General features: G+C 71.5%; 6 protein-coding genes. 2 read left to right on the top strand and 4 right to left on the bottom strand.

Annotation, left to right across the window (positions count from 1 at the left end; genetic code table 11):
• Positions 1 to 138: 138 nt before the first annotated feature.
• The 3 genes from ACFVX9_RS27575 to ACFVX9_RS27565 form a co-directional block, all read right to left on the bottom strand.
• Positions 139 to 567 (bottom strand): hypothetical protein, encoded by a 429-nt coding sequence (locus ACFVX9_RS27575; protein WP_387984063.1) that lies wholly within the window; start codon positions 565 to 567, stop codon positions 139 to 141.
• 274 nt (positions 568 to 841) lie between these two features.
• Positions 842 to 1,303 carry a nuclear transport factor 2 family protein gene (locus ACFVX9_RS27570; RefSeq protein ID WP_387984060.1) on the bottom strand — a complete coding sequence of 154 codons (462 nt, stop codon included), beginning with the start codon at positions 1,301 to 1,303 and terminating at the stop codon, positions 842 to 844.
• Positions 1,304 to 1,625: 322 nt separating this feature from the next.
• On the bottom strand, positions 1,626 to 2,672 hold the full coding sequence (locus ACFVX9_RS27565; RefSeq protein WP_387984057.1) for an alpha/beta hydrolase family protein: 1,047 nt from the start codon (positions 2,670 to 2,672) through the stop codon (positions 1,626 to 1,628).
• A 291-nt stretch (positions 2,673 to 2,963) separates the two neighbouring features.
• On the opposite strand from ACFVX9_RS27565, the gene ACFVX9_RS27560 reads away from it, so the two are divergent.
• The gene (locus ACFVX9_RS27560) at positions 2,964 to 3,383 is read left to right on the top strand and encodes a VOC family protein (protein ID WP_380478864.1); all 420 of its coding nucleotides are present in this window, start codon (positions 2,964 to 2,966) and stop codon (positions 3,381 to 3,383) included.
• A 74-nt stretch (positions 3,384 to 3,457) separates the two neighbouring features.
• Here ACFVX9_RS27560 and ACFVX9_RS27555 read toward each other — a convergent pair whose 3' ends face one another.
• Entirely contained in the window at positions 3,458 to 4,378 is a 921-nt protein-coding gene (locus tag ACFVX9_RS27555; protein ID WP_380370966.1) for a LysR family transcriptional regulator, read from the bottom strand.
• A 130-nt stretch (positions 4,379 to 4,508) separates the two neighbouring features.
• Between ACFVX9_RS27555 and ACFVX9_RS27550 the strand changes: the two genes are divergently transcribed.
• The gene (locus ACFVX9_RS27550; protein WP_387984052.1) at positions 4,509 to 6,110 is read left to right on the top strand and encodes a bifunctional 3-(3-hydroxy-phenyl)propionate/3-hydroxycinnamic acid hydroxylase; all 1,602 of its coding nucleotides are present in this window, start codon (positions 4,509 to 4,511) and stop codon (positions 6,108 to 6,110) included.
• Positions 6,111 to 6,112 lie beyond the last annotated feature (2 nt).

The following is a 6,112-nucleotide window of genomic DNA, read 5'->3' as shown; positions in this document are numbered from 1 at the left end:
TGGCTGTACTCTGCTCTCCCCCACTTCCTTCTGCGTTTCCCCGTCGCACTTCGCGTAGTAGGCACCCTCCCCAGCCTCCCGCCCCTCCGCCCCACCCCCCCCCCCTCCCGGCGGGGGTCGTGGGCCGAGGGCCGCAGGTCAGCGCACGGTCACGGTGAACACGGGGGAGGCGACGTCTCCGCTGACGATGCGCAGCTCGTTCAGGCCCTTGATGCCGAGCTTCACGCCGAGCGAGTAGGAACCGTTGTGGTTGGTGGGGACGGAGGCCGGCAGGGTGACCCACTTGCCGTGCTGCTTCTGCTGCAGGGTCACCTTGGTGCCCGCCTTGAGGCCGGTGGTGGTGCCGTTGACCCGGAACAGCTGCCAGGCCTGGACGGACGTGACGGACGGCTTGGCGGTGATGCCGGCCTGCGCGGCGGCCTGCTGCGCCGTCGCCTGCTGCGTGGTGGAGGTGGGGTAGGCGGCCGGGGCGGCCGCCATGGCGGCGGTGCCCGCCAGCCCGAGGGAGAGCACGGCGACGGTGGTCACGGCGGCCAGGCGCAGGGAGTTCCGCTTGGAGACGATCACGGGTGCCCCTTTCAAGGGGAGGTGATTGCTCGGCCCGAAGAGCACGGTCGGCGCGATTCGGGCTCTGTCATCTGTAGGGACGCCGCGCTCCACACTTCGGTTGTGAGCAGATCGTCACCGCCTTGTAACAGTCGGCGATGCCTCGGAGTTCCCAACACCCGCGCACACGATCGGAATTGGCGCATCCTCTTCTGCGAACGCGACGGCCCCCCTCGACGACCCGCGTGGGCCGCCGGGCAGCCGTCCCTGGATGAACAAGTCCGAGGTCAGGCTCTCAGTGACGGTCGCCGAGGCTGGCGACCACGGCGGCCAGTCGGTCCATGGCGTGGGCTACGCCGAGCCCGTCCATGTAGTCGCGGACGTGCACGATCCGGCCGTTGCGGACCCGGATCACCAGGAGGCCGGGAATGCTGAAGGTCTGGCCGGTTGTGGTCACGGTCCCGGTGACGACCTGCTCGACGGTGATCACCTCGGGGTCGGTGCTCTCGTGCACGGCGACTTCGCGGATCTCCTGCGGTTGCGCCGGGCTTGCGCCCCAGGCCGCCCGGTAGCCCGCGCGGATCCCTTCGCGCCCCTCGTAGCGCGCCGGCATGCCGGGGAAGAGGAACGGGAACTCGTGGACGGCGTCGACGGTGTAAAGATCGGCCAGGTCGTCCGCTGACTTGTCGAGCATCGCCCGCTGGTAGCGGGCCAGGACCTCACGAGGGCCAGGGCTGGCGGGGGTGGTATCCGGCATGGCGCTTGAGCTCCGTTCGGTCAACGCAGGGCTGAGCTCTTTCGAGCGATGGGCCGGGACTTCGGGCGCACGGATGCGACGAAGGCCCCCAAGACCCGGTTGTGACACCCGACTTGGAGACCCGCTTGACCGCACTCTACGTGAAGATCGACGCCGAGATCGGAGGAACGCGACGGATGGGACGACCGCCCCGGTCGAGAGTGCCGTCGTCGTGCTGGAGTGCGCGGTGCATGGACGCACCGTCCGCAGCGGGCAACCCTACGACAACCACCAGTGGCCTGATGAACGTCAATGCGAAGGCCACGGCCGCGCCGGCCCGCCCCTACCGACACCGCGCCAGCCAGGTCGCGATCTCATCCACCACCGCCGGCTCCACGTGCCCCGGTCGCGCGTATTCGGCCGGGGTCGCACGGCCACTGCCGGGGAGGAAGAGGTGGTTGGCGTCCTGGTGGATCCTGATCGCCACCTCGGGCCGGTCCGCCAGGGCGGCCTGCCAGCGCGTCAGATCGTCGGCGACGGTGACCTGGTAGTCCCGGCCGCCCTGGAGGATCAGCATCGGGCGGGCGAGTGCGGCCGCCGTGGCCACCGGGTCGTACGCGCGCAGGTCGAGCCAGTAGGCGGCGGAGAGTCCGAACGGCAGCAGCTCCGACGGCGTGTCGGGCATGAGTTCGGGGCCCGCCACCAGCGCGGCCTGTCGGGCCAGCGCCGCCACCGCGTCGTCGATGCCCGGGCCGGGGGCGAGCGCCGCGAGGTGGCGGGCCACCCGGACGGCCGCCTCGTGCATCGGCTGGGCGTCCGCGGCGAGCAGCACCAGTCCCGCGATCGACGGGTCGGCGGCGGCGATTCGGGGAGCCACCTTGCCGCCCATGCTGTGGCCGACCAGGTGGATCCGGTCCGCGGCCACCCCGGGCTGTCGCCGGAGCAGTTGGACGGCGGCGAGCGCGGGCGGCAGGTACTCGTCGGCCATGGTGAAGTCCGAGGGCAGGTGGTCCGGGTGCGCGAAGGTGGCCTTGTCGAAGCGCAGCACGGCCACCTGTCGGCTGGCGAGCCCCCAGGCGAGGTCCTTGAGCGGCTTGTTGGGGCCGCTGCTCTCGTCCCGGTCGAACGCGCCGCCGCCGCTGAGCAGTACGACGGCGGGCCACGGTCCGGGGCCGGCGGGCAGGCTCAGCGTGCCGGGTACGGCGAGCGGACCGGCGCCGAGCCGGACTTCCCGTTCGGTGAACCGGGCCTGGTCCGCGTAGGGCGGCGGCTGCCACTCGGCGCCGTCGTCCTGGGCGAGCCGCAGACCGTGCAGCAGGCCGTCGGCGCCGACCGACGTGACCACGGTGAAGCTGCCGTCCGCGCAGGTCACCGGGATTCGGACGCGCACCGGGTCGGCTTCTCCGGGCCCGCTCACCGGCTCCCCGATCGCCCTGACCCCTCCCCGTCCCGCGGCCTCGGCCGCCCAGGCGAGCCGCAGCGCTTCGGCGGATACGGCAGCGCGCAGAGGAGGTACGAACAGTTCCACGGTCTCGGCGAAACTCTCCGCGCGCAGTAGCGCGGCGAAGTCCCGGGTGAGCCGAGCCGGGGCTCGTGGCGAAAGCGCCGGTGCTGCCCAGTCGGTACTGTCCGGCCGCAATTCGGTAGCGGACCGAGCGGCGCTTCGGGCAGGCTCGCGTGCATGGTCTCGGTGTTGCAGAACGTGGCGATCGACTGTGCGGATGCCTACGGGCTGGCTCGGTTCTGGAGTGAGGTGCTCGGTCATCCGCTGCACCCGGAGGACGGCCCGGGTGATCCGGAGACCGCGGTGATGCTGCCGGAGGGCCAACTGTTGTACTTCCACCAGGTGCCGGAACCGAAGACGATCAAGAACAGGGTCCACCTGTGCCTGCGTCCGGAGACCACGCGCGAGGAGGAGGTCGAGCGGCTGCTGAACCTCGGGGCCACTCTCGTCGACGATCGCCGGGAACCCGATGGTGCAGGCTGGGCCGTCCTCGCGGACCCTGAGGGCAATGAATTCTGTGTTCTCCGCAGTGCGTCCGACCGCGCGGCGATGTCTTCCTGCGACTCCCCCGCGCAACGGCCGGCTGCCCCGCAGTAGCTGGTCACAGCCGTTCGTTGACGGCCGGGACGACGTGGTGGTCTCCGAGCAGTGACGCGGTTCTCACGTCCGGTTCAGTGCAGCGTGGCGGCGAGCGGTCGGACGGCTTCCAGCACGTGGCGGCGGAGCCACCGGGACGCGGGATCGTCGTCGAGTCGGCGGTGCCAGCGCAGTTCGATGTCGGCCGCAGGCATCTCCAGCGGCACCTTGTACCACCGGAGGGGCACCTGTCGTTCGACGAGGTGCTCCGCCACCACCCGGGGGCCGAGGCAGATGACGTCCCCCTCCAGCGCCATCAGGGCCGCCACGGCGAAGGAGGGAACCACGGCGACGACGCGGCGGGAGCGGCCCAGGCGGTGAAGTGCCTCGTCCAGCGGCCCGTGCGCGAGGCCTCGGCGGGAGGCGGAGATGTGCGGGTGGGCGCACAGGTCGTCCACCGTCAGCCGTGCTGCCTGGCCCAGGGCGGAGTTCGCCGCCACCACGGCGACGAAGTGGTCGGAGAACAGCGTTCGCGCGCGCACGTCCGGAGGGGGCGGGTCGGCGACGCCGATGTCGAGGTCGAGCGAGCCGTCGCGTAGCCGGTCGGGTTCCTTGGAGTCCTGGGCGACGAACCGCAGGCGGACCTCGGGTGCCTCGGCGGCGATCCGGTGCGTGAGGCGGGGTGCGAGGACGGGGCTGAGTCCGTCGTTGACCCGGATGGCGAAGGTCCGCCGCCACGATCGCGGGTCGCTTCCCGCAGCATCCACCCGGAGTTCGGCCGCGGCCTCCAGCAGCGCCTTGACCCTGGCGGCCGACCGCTGGGCGAACGGGGTGGGTACGAGGCCCCGGCCGGCGCGCACCAGGATCTGGTCGTTCATCGCCCGTCGCAGCCGGCCCAGGGCCCTGCTGGTGGCCGGAATGGACAGGTGAAGGCGCGTCGCGGCCGCGGACACGCTGCCGGTGTCCATCAACGCGTCGAACACGCGTAAGAGGTTGAGGTCCAACTGGTCGGCCACGGACGCCCCCTTCGTTTGCGTCTGACGCAAACTCCCTGTGCAAAGCATGCATTAGACATCGTGTCAGGGGCGTTCGAAACTGACGTCGTGGCCACCACACCCTCCGTCCCGTCCACGAGGAGCTGCGGACATGCCGAACACCAGGCACCCTGAGAACCGGACGCCGTCCCCTAGTGAAGCCACCGAATCCGCCGAAATCGCCGTAGTCGGCTGCGGGCCGGTCGGCATGACGCTCGCGGCCCTGCTGGGCAAGGCCGGGCACTCGGTCGTGGTGCTCGAACGCTACCCCGGCCTGTACGGCCTCCCCCGGGCCGCCAGCTTCGACGGTGAGATCATGCGCGCGCTGCAAGGGCTCGGACTCGTCGACGAACTGGCGCCCACCCTGCGGACACAGGACGCGTACGAGTGGCGCAACGGGGCGGGTGACCTCCTCATCCGACAGGTGTTCCGCAACGTCGGCGCCAGCGGTTGGGCCGACCTCTACCAGTTCCACCAGCCCGACCTGGAGACGGCGCTGCACTCGTTGTGCACCTCGATGCCGAACGTCGACCTCCGTTTCGGCACCACGGTCACCGGCCTGTCCCAAGGCCGTGACCAGGTCACCCTGAACACGTCGGACGGTGCGACCTTCGCGGCGCGCTACGTGATCGGCTGCGACGGCGGGAACAGCTTCGTGCGGAACGCCCTCGGCGTCGAGCAGGACGACCTCGGCTTCTCCGAACCCTGGCTGGTCTGCGACTTCACCCTGCGGCGCCCTGCGGCCGAGCTGGGGCTGCCGTCGATGCTGCAGATCGGCGATCCCGAGGGGCCCACCACCGTCATCACCACCGGTGCCCAACGCCAGCGGTTCTGCTTCCTGCTCGACGATGACGACGACCTCGGGCGGGAACGTGCGGCGGACGGCGTGTGGTCCCGCGTGGGCCGCTACCTGTCCCGCGACGACGCCGACATCGCCCGTACCGCCACCTACACCTTCCAGTCGCTGGTCGCGAGGCGCTGGCGGGACGGCCGGGTCCTGCTCGCGGGCGACGCCGCACACCAGATGCCGCCCTTCCTGGGGCAAGGACTCTGCTCCGGGATACGGGACGCACTCAACATCGCCTTCAAGCTGGATCTCGTGCTGCGCGGAGTCCGGGGCGCCGAGGTGCTCGACACCTACCAGAGCGAGCGGGAGCCGCACGTGCGCGGTGTGACGGCCACGAGCATGGAACTGGGCCGCCAGCACACCCTGCGGGACCCGGTGCTCGCCCGCGAACGCGACCGCACGCTGATGGCCCACCGACGCGCGCTCCGGGAGCCGGACCGGATCCGGCTGCCCGACCTCGGTCCCGGCCTGTTCGCCTCCGGCGGAGGCCGACTGTCGGTCCAGGGCCGGGTGAGCGACGGCCGGCGGACGGGCCTGCTCGACGACATCGTCGGCGGAGGTGGCTTCCGGCTGCTGGTCGCCGAGCAGGCCCTTCCCCTGCTGAACCGGGCCCCGCTGAGCGACCTGGGCGTCACGGTCGTCGGCTTCGGCCCCACCGCCACAGGCACCGCCGCCGGAGCCGTTCACACCGGAGCCGCTGCCCCCGGAACCGTCGTCGCCGACCCGGACGGCACCCACCGTCGCTGGCTGTCCGACCTCGGCGCCACCGCTGCCGCCGTGCGCCCCGACAACTACGTCTACGCGGCCGGGCCGGACGCGATCACGGTGGCGAACCAGCTACTGGCCCTCCTCACCCCCGGCACCTGAGC

It is taken from the genome of Kitasatospora sp. NPDC058243 (assembly GCF_042882025.1).
GTDB lineage: Bacteria > Actinomycetota > Actinomycetes > Streptomycetales > Streptomycetaceae > Kitasatospora.
The sequence above is the reverse complement of the archived record's forward strand: the minus strand, read 5'-3'. Positions and strand labels throughout refer to the sequence as shown.

Excerpts from the sequence above, each read along its gene's own strand:
- ACFVX9_RS27560 (WP_380478864.1), top strand. The coding sequence starts at position 2,964 with ATGGTCTCGGTGTTGCAGAACGTGGCGATCGACTGTGCGGATGCCTAC.
- ACFVX9_RS27550 (WP_387984052.1), top strand. The coding sequence starts at position 4,509 with ATGCCGAACACCAGGCACCCTGAGAACCGGACGCCGTCCCCTAGTGAA.
- ACFVX9_RS27570 (WP_387984060.1), bottom strand. The coding sequence starts at position 1,303 with ATGCCGGATACCACCCCCGCCAGCCCTGGCCCTCGTGAGGTCCTGGCC.